The organism is Aequorivita sp. IT1282 (genome assembly GCF_058068205.1).
Genome location: NZ_JBYRHR010000004.1, coordinates 407,961 through 422,803, shown reverse-complemented (window position 1 = coordinate 422,803; position 14,843 = coordinate 407,961). Strand labels below are relative to the sequence as shown.

Here is a 14,843-nt window from a genome sequence, read left to right as displayed (position 1 = left end):
TAAAAAAATGAAGTTTTCTGTAGTCATATCGGTATTTAACAAAGAAAAGTACATTGGTGATACTTTAAAATGTGTCTTGGCTCAAACAATTACTAATTTTGAAATCGTTATTATAAACGACGGCTCCACAGATAATAGTGAAGCCGAAATCTTAAAATTCAAAGATCCGCGGATTTGTTATTTTTCACAAAAAAACCAAGGCGCTGCCGCAGCCCGAAACGCAGCAATTGAAAAAGCAAAGCACGAAAACATAGCCCTTTTAGACGCAGACGATTATTGGTATCCATTCTATTTGGAAGAACAAAATAGGTTGTTAACAGAGTTTCCGAACGAATCCGTTTTTGCCACCGCCGCCGAAATTAAGCGTAACGGAAAAACTTTTCAAAATAGTTATTCCATCAAAACCATTGGCAAAGATGCCGTGCTCGTAGATTATTTTGAAGCAAGCCAAATAGACTCGGTTTTGCACAGTTCGTCAACTGTTATAAAAAAAGAAGTGTTCGAAAAAGTTGGTTGGTACGACTCAACAATAAAAAGCGGCGAAGACACAGATTTGTATGTGCGAATAGGCCTGAAATATAAAGTTGTTTTTAGCCCGAAAGTTTGCGCTACATACGCAGTTAGAGAAAACGGTTTATTTAAAAGCGTACGAAAACTTGACGAAAAAGCAAATTTTGAATCGTACGAACCATTCGAAGAGTACAACCCTGCTCTTAAAAAGTTTCTGGATTTAAATAGATATTCGCTTTGTATTTTTGCGAAAATGGAAGGTGATGAAGAAGCATTTCAGAAAAATTTCAGAAAAATAGATCAGAGCAATCTCGGTAAAAAGCAACAGTTCTTATTGAAGCAAAATAAAACTATTTTGAAATATATGTTGAAAACCAAAAACGGACTCGAGAAATTAGGGCTGCGATTAGGTACTTTTAAATAGCTTGAATTCGTCGTATTCGCGGATATAATCATCTTCGTTATATTCTGCGCTAACCAACGATAAACAAACAGCTCCGGAAGAGAAAGTTTCTAACTCTCGCCAAACGCCATTCGGAATTAACAATCCTCTGTCTGGTCTATTCAAAGTTATAGTTCTTCGCTTTATTCCATTGTCCAAAACCACGTCGAAACTCCCACTTAACGCAATTAAAAATTGCTGTAGCTCCTTGTGAGCGTGACCTCCGCGGGTAGAAGAACTTGGAACATCGTACAAATAATAAACCCGTTCTATAACAAATGGAAGAAAATTCTTTTCAACCACCGAAAGGTTTCCACGACCGTCCGGATCGCTTATTTTGGGGATTTCTTTAAGTTCAATTTTATCTAAATCAACGTATTGCATGGTGTAAAGTTTGATTCCATTTTTCGGAAATGTGTTGCATTGAAAATTTTTCTACGGAAGGTTTTGTATTCTTCTTTAATTTTTGATAAAGTGTTTCATCAAAACAAATGCTTTGGAGCGCTTCAGAAAATAAAGGTAAACTTCTTTCGGCAATCAACAAGCCGTTTTTTTGGTGTTGTATTATTTCCGAAGGCCCTGAAATTATATCCAACGAAACCACCGGAGTCCCTAAAGATAGTGATTCTACAAGCACCATCGGGAAACCTTCGTATTTGCTCGTTAAGGTTACGCAATGCGCATTTTTTATTATTTGAAAAGGAGTTTTTGTGAATGGTAAAAAGATAATTTGATTTGAACATTCTTTAGAATTCACCAACTTTTGAAGCATTTTCTTATCCTCCCCATCGCCCAAAATAACAAGATTTACGCCCTTTTGCCAAACTTTGGATTGCGAAAAAGCCTCAATTAAAAACGAAAAATCTTTTATAGAATCATCCAACCTTCCGTAAGAAAGTATGTATTTTTTATTTTGAAGAATTTCGGGTAATTCGCTGCTATCATTTTCCCAAGATGGGTCAAATGCGTTATGGATTGTTGCGGAATTTTCGATTCCTTCTTTTCTTAAAATTTCCCTTTCAATGTATTCAGATACAGCAACATTCAAAATATTTTTTCGACAAATTTTTGAAAATGCGCTTAGATTTTCAGTTAAGTATTCTGTCTTTTTCGAGCTGTGAACCACGTATATTTTATTGATTTCACGATAAATGAATTTTGAATAAAACCGTTCGCGCTCCAAATTATTTTTTGGTCGGTGATCGATAACAACATCAAAATTTTCGGTTTTAAGATAATTGCGAAATTTTCGAAATCTGAGCAACCGTTTTACCAACGTATCTTTTTCAGTTTTCAGCTTACCCAAATTGAGCAATTTTCCGCTAAATGGATAATCAATTTCATCATTTAAAACTACCAAATGCACTTCGTGACCTTGCGTTTCCAACATTTGAGAAAGCATTGCGCAAGACCGCTCCAACCCGCCTTTTGCAAGCGAAATTGAAACTAGGCACACTTTGAATTTCTTTTCAGTTGCCATCGTTTTTATTTGTGTATTTTTGGTTGCACAGGGCAAATATAGGTTTATAAGAATACTTTTAATCTGGTGCACGAAAAAATTAACGACAAACTTTTCACCGCAAAAGTGCGGAGCTCGCAAAGAAATCTTTGTGAACTTTGCGTAAAGTCTTGGTGCCGTTTGTGGTAAAATAAAGCGAACAATGAAAATACTTTTGGTAGGCGAATACAGCAGACTCCACAATTCCTTAAAAGAAGGATTATTGGCGCTGGGCCACGAAGTAACGTTAGTTTCCACAGGCGATGAATTTAAAAGTTTTCCGTCAGACGTACTACTAAAACGCAATTACGATTCTGGAATCTTCAAAAAAGTGAAGGTTGGATTGTACAGACTTTTCGGTTTGGATATTACTTCGCTTTCTTTGAAAAACCAATTTTTTCAGCAAAAAGAAAAATTTAAAGGTTTTGATGCCGTGCAATTAATAAACGAAAGTCCGTTCGGAATTTTGCCGAAATACGAAAAGGAAATCATTTCATATTTAAAAACTAACAACAAAAAACTATTTCTAGTTTCCTGCGGCACGGATTATACGAGCGTAAAATATGCTTTTGAAAAGAAGTTTCGTTACTCTATTTTCAATCCACTTTTTGAAGGGAAAATTTCAGAAAAAGACTATTTCCCAGCCTTAAAATATTTAAAACCCGAATACGAAGATTTACACAAATTTGTTCTTAAAAATGTAAGTGGTGTAGCCGCTTCAGATTTTGATTATGACATTCCACTTTTGGGAACTGAAAAGTATTTCGGACTAATTCCGAACCCTGTAAATACTGAGAAATTAAAATTTCAATCTATTTCATCACAGGGGAAAATCATCATTTTTCACGGCATAAATAGAGAAAATTATTTCAAAAAAGGAAATGATTATTTTGAAGCTGCGCTTGAAAAAATACTAAAAAAACACCCTTCAAAAGTTGAAGTAATTACCGTTGAAAATGTACCGTATTCAGAATATATCGAAAAATACAATTCGGCACATATACTTTTAGACCAAGTGTTTGCGTACGACCAAGGTTATAACGCGTTGGAGGCAATGGCAAAAGGAAAAGTGGTTTTTACCGGAGCCGAAACCGAGTTTTTAGAAAGGTTTAATTTGAAGGAAGACGAAGTGTGCATTAACACGCTTCCCGATGTAGATTATTTAGTCGAAAAGCTAGAAAACTTGATTTTAAATCCTGAAAAACTGAGTGCCATTTCAACCAATGCCCGAAAGTTTATAGAACGGGAACACCACTATATTTCCATCGCCAAAAAATATTTGGAGTTTTGGAATGCGGATTAATTTCGACTTTAAAAAGGCAATTCAATAGATTCGGGATCGATAAAATCTTTGGAATATGGATTCTCAAGAAAGCTAAGTGGCGGCTTTTGAAACTTTAAAATATCTTCTCTTTCAATACCATAAACCTGCCAATAATTGGAAAGTAATTGGGCAAATATATCTTCATCCCAAAACCCGAAAAGCGGCTTGCTACCCACAGCTTTAACGGGCAAAGATTCAACGATAATTTTATCTTCTCGTGTTTCAATTTTGTACTCAGGTTTATATTGATATATATAATCTGAATAGTGAAAACGCGCGTATAATTCCTCAAATTGAATAGGATGTAAAACGTGGCCTTTCATTTTTTCAACGATATCATTTTGCTTCTCTCCTATTACACCATTATCCTGCAAACACGCAATAATTCCAAAACCATTAACGCCCATTGAAAACATTAAATTCACAGTGTCATCGCGGTAACTAAAAATATCTGATGAATATTTAAGTGGGAAAACGATAATGCTCCAAGGCTTTTTGCCAACAAATGAAACTGGGTTTATTAATGATTGAAGCATTAAATGAAAATTTCCAAATCGTTCCCGAAGCATCGGAGAAAGTTTAAATTCCTCACCTTGCCTTAGCAGCCTGTCTTTTTCATAAACCATCTCGTAATACAAAAGTCCATATACAATTCTACCTGTCCATTGAAAAAGCACTTCTTCATCAAGAGCTGCTACGCCTTCAAAGCCTTTATTATATGCTGTTTGAACTTTTAAATCGAGTTCTGCGAAAGCTTTTTTTACCTCAGGAGAGCAGGGCAATTCAAGATCGGAATATTTGTAAGATTTGGTTTTATCCATCATCTCAATTTTCTCTTCACCAAATTTAAAATGATCCATCAGCCATTCCGGAAAAACCGAGATGCGCTCATTCGTTAATGCCCCCGAAAGGAAGCAAAAGTGTTCGTCAAAAATTAAATCGTCAAATGGATTGAAAAGAGTAAAAGACATAAAAATTAAGCTTCAAAATTTTGCTGCAAAGATAACCATATTGAATTGTTTGCGCCGCCCAATTTCCAAAGAGATTACTACAGAATTACAATAAAGAAATCCCTAAATAAAAGAATCAAGTTTTACTTACTATTCAACTACTTTGGGTTGTTTTTTGAAATAACGGAACACTAGGAAGAATACCACAAAAAAGTAAATTACATATCGTATAAAGTGCGCCATTACTACGCCTTCAATGCCGTAAATTCCAGCTAAATAATAGGCAAAACCATAAAAAACTGCAAGTGAAAGTAATTCTGAAAATATGAAATTTCGCACCATTTTTTTAGCTAAAAATTGATACCCTAAAACCAGAGCTGCCAAACGCACAAAATCGCCCAACAATTGCCATTTGAAAAGGGGCGCCATTGCCACAAAATCTGGATAAATAATTTGGATTACGTAATCTCGTAAAAAGAAAAGCAGCAACATCCCAACAGCAAAAAGTGGTAGTAATGTTTTGTAGATATTGAAAAGTTCTGCTTTAAAATCAGTTTTATTGTGAATTCCTGCAAACTTTGGAAGCACATACAGCGTAAAAATGGCACTCGAAAAAACCATGTAATTTTTTGAAATATTGGTCATCGCGGTCCAAATTCCCGCATCGGACATTGTGATGCGATTTTGAATCATAACACGAATATCAATTTCAACATAGTTCAACAAAACCGTAGAGAAAAAAGACATTAATGAAAAAGCCAACAACCCTTTGGCCATCGGCATTTTAAAAGAAAGTTTGGAAAACTGAACGTATTCCCGAAGTACTTTTATAAAAATGAAAAGCAATACAAAAAACTGTAATGCGGGAGTAATAGCGATGGCAACAAGTGCGCCATCAATATTGTTGTTAAGCAATAAAACCACTGTTAAAACAGCACTCAAAATATAACTGAAAAGATCTATTCCAGCCAATTTTTTATAACGCGAAAGCCCGTTGACTATCCCATTAAAGATGCGATACATACTTATAAATGGCACAATTACGGCCAAAAGTTTTATAAGGTATATATAATCTGGAGAGTCGAAAATAGTAGTGCTTAAATAGCTTGAACCAAAAAACAGGACTGTGGAAACTACAATTGTACCTACAGTGGTAAAAACAAAAGTGGTAGAAAACAATTTTTGAAGCTGCTCTTTATCATCTTTATATTCGGCAACGTATTTTACAACGCCACTGAAAATACCCACAGATGCAAATGAGCTAAGCATTTCCAAAAGGTTACGGAGGGAACCGATTTTTGCGATTCCAGCTTCTCCAACCATTTCAGCCAATAATCGCTGAATAAAAAGGGAAATAAACAACCTAACGCCAATAACACCGGCGTTTAAAGAAGTCATCTTTAAGAGTAAATTTCCTTTTATGAATTGTGGAACTTTCAATTAGTAAAGATTTAAAATTGAAATCACTTTTGTTACTTCTTCTTTTGTCATTATCGGACTCATAGGAATACTTATTACCTCGTTGTGTATTATTTCGGTAGTTGGAAAACTTAACTGTGAAAACTCTGAAAGTGCCTGTTGTCTGTGCGGTGGAATTGGGTAATGTATTAAATGACCGATTCCATTTCTGTCCAAATAATCTATAAAAGCATTCCTATTTTTTACGCGAACCACAAAAAGATGAAACACGTGATTTTCACTGCTATCGTACTTCGGAAGTACGATTTTTTCATTCTTTATTTCAGAAATGTACCTTTTCGCAATTTCTCTTCGGTTTTCGTTATCAGCATCCAACGTTGGCAATTTTACATTCAAAAATGCTGCTTGCAACTCATCCAGTCTAGAGTTAAAACCTAAATATTCGTTGACGTATTTTGTTGAAGTGCCGTAATTTCTAAGCTTGTGAATTACTTCGGCTAAAGCCTTGTCATTAGTAGTTACTGCTCCCCCATCTCCCATAGCTCCGAGGTTTTTAGAGGGATAAAAACTAAAACCCGCAGCATCGCTTAAATTTCCTGCGCTTTTGCCAACTTCATTTTTTGCTCCGTGCGCTTGTGCCGCATCTTCAATAACTAACAAATTCTTTTCACTGGAAAATTTCAAAATCTCCTCCATTGGCGAAAGCTGGCCGTATAAATGAACGGGCATTATCGCTTTTGTTTTTTTGGAAATAGAATTTTTAAGTGAAGTTATATCGAAATTATAATTATCGAAATCTGCTTCTACCAAAACTGGTTTTAAACCCGCCTGTTTTATTGCTAAAATTGTTGCAATATATGTATTTGAAGCCACCAGCACTTCATCATTTTCTTCTAGCTTCCCAAGTATTTTATAACCCTCTAAAATCAACCGCAGTGCGTCCAAACCGTTTCCAAGGCCTATGCAATAAGTTGTTCCGCAATAGCGCGCAAAATTGGCTTCAAATAGCTTAACCTGATTTCCTAAAATATAATAACCAGAATCCAAAAATTGTTGGAATTCATTTTGAAATTTCGCTTCAAAACGCTGGTTGATTGCTTTCAAATCTAAAAAGGGAATCATATAAATACGTCGTTTAAAAGGTGATGGTTCTCCGTTCTAATTTCATAAAAGTCGTGAACAATACTTCTCCCGCCGAAGCTTTCTTTCCAGTTTAAAAGCCCTTTGTTCACTTGCATTCCCTGCGCTTCGTTACTGATGCCAAAGTCGAAATATCTTTTATGCGAAAAATGCTCCAATAAATGATTAAAGAGAAAATCTAAACCACCTGTTTGTTTCCCAATTTCGTTTGCCGAAATATATTGGGCGTGTGCTACAGTAGCCGATTCAAAAATGGTGGTTCCGGCTACAATTTTTTCGCCTTTATAAACATCGAATTGTTTGATGTTTTCAGGAAAGCGAGATTGCAGTAACACAATTTCTTCTAAAGAATGAACAGGTTTTTGATTGTGAATTTGTTCTAAATTAGGCTCCAAAACTTCGTTCCAAAAAGGTGCGAAATTTGCTTCTTCCCTAATCTCCAATTCATTTTTGACTCCTTTTTTTATTCCGCGTAAGCGATTTGAAGATTTAATTTTCAAACGGTTTTCGAAATCAACACAGCTGGTTAAATCGCTACGTGTTAATGTGGCTTTGATTAAAAAAAGTAGATATTGAATTTCGTCACTTGGTAATTGATGATAAATTTTTGGAAGCATTTTCAGCCTTAATACATCTATTCCCTCATTATTCAGAAAAGTAAGTATGTTTTTGAAAATCGGCAAAATTTCTTCGAAAGTGGCTTTCTTACTTAAAACTAGTCCGCCATAACTTAAACCTTGATGCGAAAGTAGCTCGGCACCCGAGATATTTGCAGGAAGTATCGCAACCAACTTTTCGCCTTTAAAAACCAACAACGAATGGTCTGTAAACCTTTCGGAATGATAGTCCATAAAATCCCGCTGAAACAAAAACGTAGCATTCTTTGCTTCTTTTACAAAGCTGTCCCACACAGTTTTTTGCGATGGTTGATATTTTTCTATGTTGTAATTATCCAATTCGCTAGTTTCGGTTTTAATTTGCAATCACTTTTCCACTGTCGTCAATTACTGCCCTCACAGATTTTGAAAAAGTGCCATTCTGTAGGTTATAACTCGAATCATCTTCCAAATATTTCAAATACTCAGAATTTTCGCTCAAAATTGAAAATAGCACTCGAAATACATTTACGTTGCTTTTCAATTCAGCATCCATTCCTTCCACTAAATTTCCGTTCCATTTTATGGCTGCCAAAGTAGAATAAGTGGAATGTATTTGATTTGCATCTGTGGTTGAAAACATTTCTGGGTAACTTCCTAAACCAACCCAACCACCGTGATCAGCTAAAATTACAATAATTGCATTCGGGTCTTTCTCAGAAATATAATTTACCGTGTTTTCCAACCAGCTATTAACCTCTTTAATTTTTTCAATATACGTATCGCGCTCCTCCTCTTTTGAAGCTGCAAAATGTATGTGATGCGGCAACAATTTTTCCACAAAGAAAAACTTGGGACCGTCGATTTCTACCGTATCCATTGCAGCTTTTAGATCGTCAAAAACTACTTTTTTCACATTATTATCGTTGCTAAAATATGGTATTTCATCAGTATTTAAATTGTAATAATCGTAGTTCGCTTTTGGGCGATTTTGCTGAAAATATTCGTCTTGAACGATGAAGAAATTTTTATACCCATTGTTCCGTAAAGTTGCAATGGCGGAGTTGTCTCCAGCAATTAGATCGCGCGAATTCGGCATATCAATCGATGGAAAAAGCACCTGTCCAAAACGGTGTTGCTTCATTGAAAAAAGCGATGAATTGGAGGTTAAACTAGCTGGATAATTACTTCGGAAATTATTATAAATCTTAAAACCATTATTTTCCAACCAACCGTAAAATGGATTGTCAAAATGATACAATTCACTTTCCATCATATCTCGCCCTACGTAGCCGTCTGGCTGAATCATATAAATATTTGGAGTAGTTTTAAATGTAGTTTTTGTAATAGAATCTGGTAACTGCGTCCACTTCATTTGCTGCTCGTGCTCCACAATTTTTATAATGCAAGTGATCGTTGGGAGAATACTCATCAACAGAATTATAACAAGTAATTTTTTAAAATGTGCGTGTAATTTCCAAGCTGCCAAAATTGAAACAATCAGCAGTCCCAAAAGCATTTTCTTTTTAATTGTAAGATACATTGCTTGCGACATAAGCGTAGCCACAGTCATAATTATCAGTACAAAAAGTATATGAGTTTTATATTTTGAAAGTGTTTCAGAATATTTGAAGACTAACGAAGCGATCGAAAAAACAACGACTGGAATACCAATAAAAAACAGTAGAAAAAATCCTAAATGCTCCCACGAATTAATAGCCGAAAAGTTATTCGAAAAATAAAAAACTAGCGGATAAAATCCACAAATTAGACCCGTGAGCAACGGATTAAAATTTCCTTTGAAGTATTTTACCAAGAAATTACTCATTAAGTTTTTATGAATTTATACTTTTTTAGACACTATATTTCCGCTATCGTCAATGCATTTATATACGCCCGGCTTGACTCCTTCCTTTAAAATAAGGTAGCTGCCATCCGCTTCTAAATGCTGCAAATATTTTTGATCATTGCTTAAATAGGAGAACAAAATCCTGAAAACGTTCACACAACTTTTTAAATGTGAATCTATTTCGGGTGCTTCACCATCGGGCCATTTTATAGCCAGCATAGCTCCAAAAGTAGTATAAATTATCTCGGGATTTGTGGTTTTCGTGTAAACTTGGCGGGTATAATCTAAGCCCACGAAACCACCGTGGTCGGCCATAATCATGATCAAAGCTTCCGGGTCTTTTTCGGAAATAAGAGTTACCATTTTTTCAATTTTGCTATTGGCCACTTGTAGCTTTTCAATCCACTGCTCCCGCTCTGCTTCTTTTCCTTTCGACGCTTCCTTTGTTGTGGAAATATGACTGGGCTCAAAGATTTCAATAAAGAAGAAATTTCCACCGTCCTTTTTAGCGGCAATTGCATTTTCTAAATCTGGATAAACTTCTCTTTTAACATTGAAACCAGTGGTGATATACGGTATTTCGCCATAATTAAAATTGACAAAATCGAACCCCACTTTTGGGCGATTCACCAATAAATAGGGATGCTCCGTAATAAAGTGCGTTTTGTAACCATTGTTTTTAAAAATAGAAAGCACCGGGTTTTCTGTGATAATATTTTTCCGGGCGTTTAGCATTTCAGAATAGTCCTTTCCATTATTGTAGTAATGGTGCTTCATCATAAGCGTAGCGCTGTTTGATGTAATAGTTGTAATATAATTACTTCGAAAATCGGGGTAATTATTAAAGCTGTTTTTAGCCAATAATGCATTGAAATCTGAATTATCTACTTTATAATAATCACTTTTCATTTCAGAAAAACTAGCGTAACCATCGGGCTGAATATAGTAAATGTTTGGCTTTTTCTGAAAAACAACTTCTTCAATATTGTCGGGTTGCTGCATCCAATCTGAAGAATAATTAAGATATTTAAACAGCATTGGTATTAAACCTACAAACCCAATAACCGCTAAAATTAACTGAAGCAAAATCCACTTTTTGAAATGTTTGTACAGAAAATAGGCTATCAGTGCGGAAACAATAAAAATTCCCAATATAATTTTACGCTCAATAGCGGCGTACAAAATGATTTTGATGTAAAATAGAAATATGAAAATACTGAAAAACGGAAGCATAAATTTACCCCATTTTGAAGTAAATGTGAACGATGAAAACCACTTCAACACGGAAAAGAAAACAATTGGAAGTACTATAAAAAGAAGCAAAAAATACCCGAATTGTTCCCAAGAATTAATCATTCCGAAGTTGCGGGAATAGTAAAAAACTAAAGGATACAAACCAACCCCAAGTGCGATTAAAACAGGGTTTTGCGAAATATTTTGAAAATGCTTTCCTAGAATACTTTTTTTAGGCTTCAAGATTCTTGTTTTTCAACAAATATAGCAAACGTTTTGTGCCTTTTACCGTTTCCTTTTTTTCAAGGGTGAAGTATTGTAAATAGCCTTTTTCAAACTCCATTTCATTGTAAAAATCGAAATGGTTTATAAATTCACGCTTGCGAACTAACAACGATTGCGCCCAAGAATCGTCGCGAGTTGGAAATTCAATGATTAAATTCTTCGAAAAAGACGCGAAAAATTCAGCCGATTTTTCAAAAGGCACATTTCCAGAAAGTGTAATATGATGAATCAATGCCAAGGCCATAGTAACGTCTGGCGCATATTCTGCCAAGCGTTCTATTAAAGAGTTGCGTTCTGTATTATTGAAGCCAATACCGGGCGCTGGTTGCAAAACATCGCACACAAAAGGCAACATATTAGTTTCCTTGTTTTGCTGCACTTGCTTGTAATTATAATCGACGGCGTTACTATCAATATCGGTAACAATTATATGCGGAACACTGTCAATAACTGTGCGTGCAAAAGTGCCGTCGTTACCGCCAACATCAATCAATTTTTGTGGTGCCAATGGCTTTATCCACTCTTTTATCAGCGTTTTTTTGGCTTCAAAAGCAGTTTCGTCGTAATTTGTTTTATCGTAGTAATCACCCCATTCGCTGGCTTCTTTCAGCGTTAAACCTTTAATATAATCGTAAAGACTTTCAATAATATTTTCTTGCGATTTTTTGGAAAGGGGCGTGATTTTGGTTTCGGCTTTGTAGTCTTCCCTGTGCTTGCTTTCCATTTTTGCGAGCAAGTGGATATTTGGATAAATTACCGAGCTCAATTTGGTGCGCGTTGGCAGCAAGGATGAAATTAATTTCACAGGGATTCCATCAATGTGAGATTGCATCATTTTGAAAATTTCGGTGCCGTGATATTTCGCCAAAACTAGCGGTCCTAAAAAATGCGTAATGAATTGTTTGTATGCGCGCCAAGGCGTACCTTCTTCGTAAAAATCGAAAGAAAGTGTGTCTATAAAAACAGGTTTCCCTTTGTGAAAAGTAATGTTGTATGCAGAAGCATCTTTCAAAATAAAACCTTTTGAAAGCGCGTATTTCTGAATTTTCAGGGTGTGAAGCGCGGCGTGTTTGTATTGCTCAAAGCTCCATTCGTAAGGATTTGTGATGAATGGGATTTCTTCCGGAGTAATAATTATTTCTTCCGAAGAAACCGAAGTCTCTTCATGGGGAATAAGCAAATCATTAGAAATTAGGCTTTTAAAAAAACCAGTTTCTTTCAGTTTTTTGTATTGCGCGAAATATATAGGATTGATAGCCCTTCTTAGGGTTTTTCCATCATAAAACATATATCCCGAAGGATCGCGGAATGAGGCTTGGTGTGCGTTAGCTTTTTTTGTCATCTGTATCAGTGTCTTCCTCTTCAACATCAATTGAATCGTAAGTATCTTCCTCTTCTTTTATTAATCCGAAAAAAGATTTCACCTTATACATAACTCCTTTTGAAAAAAGCAAAATGCCAGCTGCTGCTGCCACTACTGCTTGTACCAACATTGCTGCTATTCCTGCATCGAAATAAAGAAAATTCATACCTATTATTTTTTACTATTTTGCCGTTAAGCGACCACAAATAAACTAAAAAACGCCGAGTTTAATGGATTGAAAGCCGAGTTTCTTTTTGAAAAAAGACTTAAGACTAAAGGACGTAAGACACAAGACCAAAAAAATGAAACCTAATTTTAATCATTTTTTTTTAGTCCTACGTCTTACGTCTAAAAGTCCTACATCGTTAATTATATCTTGTTACGCTTACGGTCTGCTTCCTTCAAATGTATTTTTCGAAGTCTTAAGAAATGTGGCGTTACCTCTACGTATTCATCTTTTTGAATGTATTCCAATGCTTCTTCCAAAGAAAACTTAACAGCTGGAATAATTTTTGCCTTATCGTCAGCTCCCGAAGAACGTACATTCGACATTTTTTTGGTTTTAGTTATATTCACCGCCATATCATCCTGACGTGTGTTTTCACCAATAACCTGACCTTCATAAATATCCTCGTTCGGATTTACAAAGAAACGGCCTCTGTCTTGCAATTTATCAATAGAATAAGGAATTGCAGAACCTAGCTCCATAGAAACCAAACTTCCGTTTTGTCTTTCTGGAATTCCACCTTTCATAGGTTGGTATTCAAGAAAACGGTGTGTCATAATTGCTTCACCAGCAGTTGCAGTCAATAGTTGATTACGCATACCGATAATTCCACGAGAAGGGATAAGGAATTTGCAAATCATTCTATCGCCTTTTCCTTCCATACTTATCATTTCACCTTTACGGATAGTCACCATATTAATAGCGGTTCCACTTACATCTTCAGGTAAATCGATAGTCATTTCTTCAACAGGCTCACATTTAACACCATCAATTTCCTTGATGATAACTTGTGGTTGTCCAATCTGCAATTCGTAACCTTCGCGACGCATCGTTTCGATTAAAACAGAAAGGTGCAAAACCCCACGACCGAATACCAAAAACTTATCGGCACTATCGGTTGATTGCATACGCAATGCAAGGTTTTTCTCCAATTCTCTTTCAAGACGTTCTCTAATGTGGCGTGATGTAACAAACTTTCCGTCTTTTCCGAAGAAAGGCGAATCGTTAATAGTGAAAAGCATACTCATTGTAGGCTCATCAATAGCGATGGTTTGCAATGCTTCTGGGTTTTCTACATCGGCAACAGTATCACCAATTTCAAAACCTTCCAAGCCAACCAAAGCGCAAATATCTCCTGCTTGTACTTCAGTAACTTTTTTACGGCCTAAACCTTCAAAAATATGAAGTTCTTTTATTTTAGATTTTACTATTTTTCCGTCGCGCTTAACAAGTGCAATCTGCATACCTTCTTTCAAAGTTCCACGTTGCAAACGACCGATAGCGATACGTCCTGTAAATGATGAAAAGTCTAATGAAGTAATTAGCATTTGCACAGTTCCATCTTCAAATACTGGAGTTGGAACGTGTTCCAAAACCATATCTAATAAAGGTTCAATGTTATCTGTTGGTTTTTTCCAATCGTCACTCATCCAGTTATGCTTTGCAGAACCGTATACGGTTGGGAAATCTAGTTGCCATTCTTCGGCACCTAATTCAAACATTAAATCGAAAACAGCTTCGTGCACCTCTTCTGGTGTACAGTTTTCTTTATCTACTTTATTAATAACCACACAAGGTTTCAAGCCAAGTGAGATTGCTTTTTGAAGCACAAAACGTGTTTGTGGCATTGGCCCCTCAAAGGCATCTACCAATAAACATACACCATCTGCCATATTCAATACACGCTCTACTTCTCCACCAAAATCGGCGTGACCAGGGGTATCGATAATATTAATTTTAGTGTCCTTATATATTACTGAAACGTTTTTTGAAGTAATAGTAATACCGCGTTCACGCTCCAAGTCATTGTTATCCAAGATAAGATCTCCAGTATTTTCGTTTTCACGAAAAATACTACAGTGGTGCATGATTTTATCAACCAAGGTGGTTTTACCGTGATCAACGTGTGCAATAATTGCGATGTTTTTGATTTTCATAAAGCTACTCCTTTTTTAAGAGGGTGCAAAAGTAGTGTTTCTAAGTGGATTAGAAGTAAAAGTTGTGATTT

General features: G+C 35.7%; 13 protein-coding genes. 2 read left to right on the top strand and 11 right to left on the bottom strand.

The window, feature by feature from the left end:
* Positions 1–7: 7 nt before the first annotated feature.
* Positions 8–934: a glycosyltransferase family 2 protein gene (locus tag AC3RVG_RS11225; RefSeq protein WP_489691552.1), complete on the top strand. Its 927-nt coding sequence runs from the start codon at positions 8–10 to the stop codon at positions 932–934.
* On the opposite strand, the gene AC3RVG_RS11220 is transcribed toward AC3RVG_RS11225, so the two are convergent.
* On the bottom strand, positions 917–1,336 hold the full coding sequence (locus tag AC3RVG_RS11220) for a sugar 3,4-ketoisomerase (protein ID WP_489691551.1): 420 nt from the start codon (positions 1,334–1,336) through the stop codon (positions 917–919). The genes AC3RVG_RS11225 and AC3RVG_RS11220 overlap by 18 nt on opposite strands.
* Positions 1,323–2,432: a glycosyltransferase gene (locus AC3RVG_RS11215; RefSeq protein WP_489691550.1), complete on the bottom strand. Its 1,110-nt coding sequence runs from the start codon at positions 2,430–2,432 to the stop codon at positions 1,323–1,325. Before AC3RVG_RS11215 ends, AC3RVG_RS11220 begins: the two co-directional genes overlap by 14 nt.
* 181 nt (positions 2,433–2,613) lie before the next feature.
* On the opposite strand from AC3RVG_RS11215, the gene AC3RVG_RS11210 reads away from it, so the two are divergent.
* The gene (locus AC3RVG_RS11210) at positions 2,614–3,753 is read left to right on the top strand and encodes a glycosyltransferase (RefSeq protein ID WP_489691549.1); all 1,140 of its coding nucleotides are present in this window, start codon (positions 2,614–2,616) and stop codon (positions 3,751–3,753) included.
* Positions 3,754–3,761: 8 nt separating this feature from the next.
* Here AC3RVG_RS11210 and AC3RVG_RS11205 read toward each other — a convergent pair whose 3' ends face one another.
* The 9 genes from AC3RVG_RS11205 to typA form a co-directional block, all read right to left on the bottom strand.
* On the bottom strand, positions 3,762–4,745 hold the full coding sequence (locus AC3RVG_RS11205) for a hypothetical protein (RefSeq protein WP_489691548.1): 984 nt from the start codon (positions 4,743–4,745) through the stop codon (positions 3,762–3,764).
* A 129-nt stretch (positions 4,746–4,874) separates the two neighbouring features.
* Positions 4,875–6,164, bottom strand: a complete 1,290-nt coding sequence (locus tag AC3RVG_RS11200; RefSeq protein ID WP_489691547.1) for an O-antigen translocase — start codon at positions 6,162–6,164, stop codon at positions 4,875–4,877.
* Complete coding sequence (locus AC3RVG_RS11195; RefSeq protein ID WP_489691546.1) at positions 6,165–7,265, bottom strand: DegT/DnrJ/EryC1/StrS family aminotransferase; 1,101 nt, start codon at positions 7,263–7,265, stop codon at positions 6,165–6,167. It abuts the gene before it with no gap.
* Complete coding sequence (locus tag AC3RVG_RS11190) at positions 7,262–8,266, bottom strand: GNAT family N-acetyltransferase (protein WP_489691545.1); 1,005 nt, start codon at positions 8,264–8,266, stop codon at positions 7,262–7,264. Before AC3RVG_RS11190 ends, AC3RVG_RS11195 begins: the two co-directional genes overlap by 4 nt.
* Positions 8,256–9,707: a sulfatase-like hydrolase/transferase gene (locus AC3RVG_RS11185; protein WP_489691544.1), complete on the bottom strand. Its 1,452-nt coding sequence runs from the start codon at positions 9,705–9,707 to the stop codon at positions 8,256–8,258. The genes AC3RVG_RS11190 and AC3RVG_RS11185 overlap by 11 nt, the downstream gene beginning before the upstream one ends.
* 15 nt (positions 9,708–9,722) lie before the next feature.
* Positions 9,723–11,204 carry a sulfatase-like hydrolase/transferase gene (locus AC3RVG_RS11180; protein ID WP_489691543.1) on the bottom strand — a complete coding sequence of 494 codons (1,482 nt, stop codon included), beginning with the start codon at positions 11,202–11,204 and terminating at the stop codon, positions 9,723–9,725.
* Positions 11,194–12,588 (bottom strand): class I SAM-dependent methyltransferase, encoded by a 1,395-nt coding sequence (locus AC3RVG_RS11175; protein WP_489691542.1) that lies wholly within the window; start codon positions 12,586–12,588, stop codon positions 11,194–11,196. The genes AC3RVG_RS11180 and AC3RVG_RS11175 overlap by 11 nt, the downstream gene beginning before the upstream one ends.
* A complete protein-coding gene (locus tag AC3RVG_RS11170; protein ID WP_489691541.1) occupies positions 12,572–12,775 on the bottom strand; it encodes a hypothetical protein in 204 nt (67 codons plus the stop codon). Before AC3RVG_RS11170 ends, AC3RVG_RS11175 begins: the two co-directional genes overlap by 17 nt.
* A 203-nt stretch (positions 12,776–12,978) precedes the next feature.
* Positions 12,979–14,772 carry a translational GTPase TypA gene (gene typA / locus AC3RVG_RS11165; protein WP_489691540.1) on the bottom strand — a complete coding sequence of 598 codons (1,794 nt, stop codon included), beginning with the start codon at positions 14,770–14,772 and terminating at the stop codon, positions 12,979–12,981.
* Positions 14,773–14,843 lie beyond the last annotated feature (71 nt).

Bases quoted from the DNA above. Each gene is read 5' to 3' on its own strand.
- AC3RVG_RS11225 (WP_489691552.1), top strand. From the start codon at position 8: ATGAAGTTTTCTGTAGTCATATCGGTATTTAACAAAGAAAAGTACATT.
- AC3RVG_RS11220 (WP_489691551.1), bottom strand. From the start codon at position 1,336: ATGCAATACGTTGATTTAGATAAAATTGAACTTAAAGAAATCCCCAAA.
- AC3RVG_RS11215 (WP_489691550.1), bottom strand. From the start codon at position 2,432: ATGGCAACTGAAAAGAAATTCAAAGTGTGCCTAGTTTCAATTTCGCTT.
- AC3RVG_RS11210 (WP_489691549.1), top strand. From the start codon at position 2,614: ATGAAAATACTTTTGGTAGGCGAATACAGCAGACTCCACAATTCCTTA.
- AC3RVG_RS11205 (WP_489691548.1), bottom strand. From the start codon at position 4,745: ATGTCTTTTACTCTTTTCAATCCATTTGACGATTTAATTTTTGACGAA.
- AC3RVG_RS11195 (WP_489691546.1), bottom strand. From the start codon at position 7,265: ATGATTCCCTTTTTAGATTTGAAAGCAATCAACCAGCGTTTTGAAGCG.
- AC3RVG_RS11185 (WP_489691544.1), bottom strand. From the start codon at position 9,707: ATGAGTAATTTCTTGGTAAAATACTTCAAAGGAAATTTTAATCCGTTG.
- AC3RVG_RS11175 (WP_489691542.1), bottom strand. From the start codon at position 12,588: ATGACAAAAAAAGCTAACGCACACCAAGCCTCATTCCGCGATCCTTCG.
- AC3RVG_RS11170 (WP_489691541.1), bottom strand. From the start codon at position 12,775: ATGAATTTTCTTTATTTCGATGCAGGAATAGCAGCAATGTTGGTACAA.
- typA (WP_489691540.1), bottom strand. From the start codon at position 14,772: ATGAAAATCAAAAACATCGCAATTATTGCACACGTTGATCACGGTAAA.